Origin of the sequence: Ralstonia sp. OTU4908 (assembly GCF_038440115.1) — a bacterium.
GTDB lineage: Bacteria > Pseudomonadota > Gammaproteobacteria > Burkholderiales > Burkholderiaceae > Ralstonia > Ralstonia pickettii.
Genome location: NZ_JASATD010000109.1, coordinates 1 through 415, shown reverse-complemented (window position 1 = coordinate 415; position 415 = coordinate 1). Strand labels below are relative to the sequence as shown.

The following is a 415-nucleotide window of genomic DNA, read 5'->3' as shown; positions in this document are numbered from 1 at the left end:
GTGTGGCCCGACAGCAAGGTCGGCGGCATTTCCAAGCCCATGAGCGAGGAAGCCTATCGGCTGCTTTCGACGGCGCCGCGCCGGGAGGGCTGCCCCTACGTCCTGCCATCGCCGAACGACCCGGCCAAGCACCTGACCTTTGGCGAGCACTATGGCGGCTGGTGCCGGGTGCTCAAGGCCGCCGGCGTCCCGCACGTCGGCACGCACGGCATCCGCCATCGCTCGACGACCGACATTGCCAATTCGGGCGTGCCGACCAAAGTGGGCATGAAGCTGACGGGCCACAAGACCGTAGCGATGTTCATGCACTACGTCCACACCGAGGACAAGCCGGTGCGCGATGCGGCCGAACTGGTGGCCAGCCGGCGCCAGGCCATCACGGGCGCGCGCCAGCTTGCGGAGGCGGCGGCATGAA

The 415-nt window shown here is 68.4% G+C and carries 1 protein-coding gene; it reads left to right on the top strand.

What is annotated here, in order from left to right; genetic code table 11:
* Positions 1 to 414 (top strand): tyrosine-type recombinase/integrase (locus tag AAHM38_RS25545; RefSeq protein WP_182263592.1); only part of this gene is annotated, 414 nt, incomplete at its 5' end.
* Position 415 lies beyond the last annotated feature (1 nt).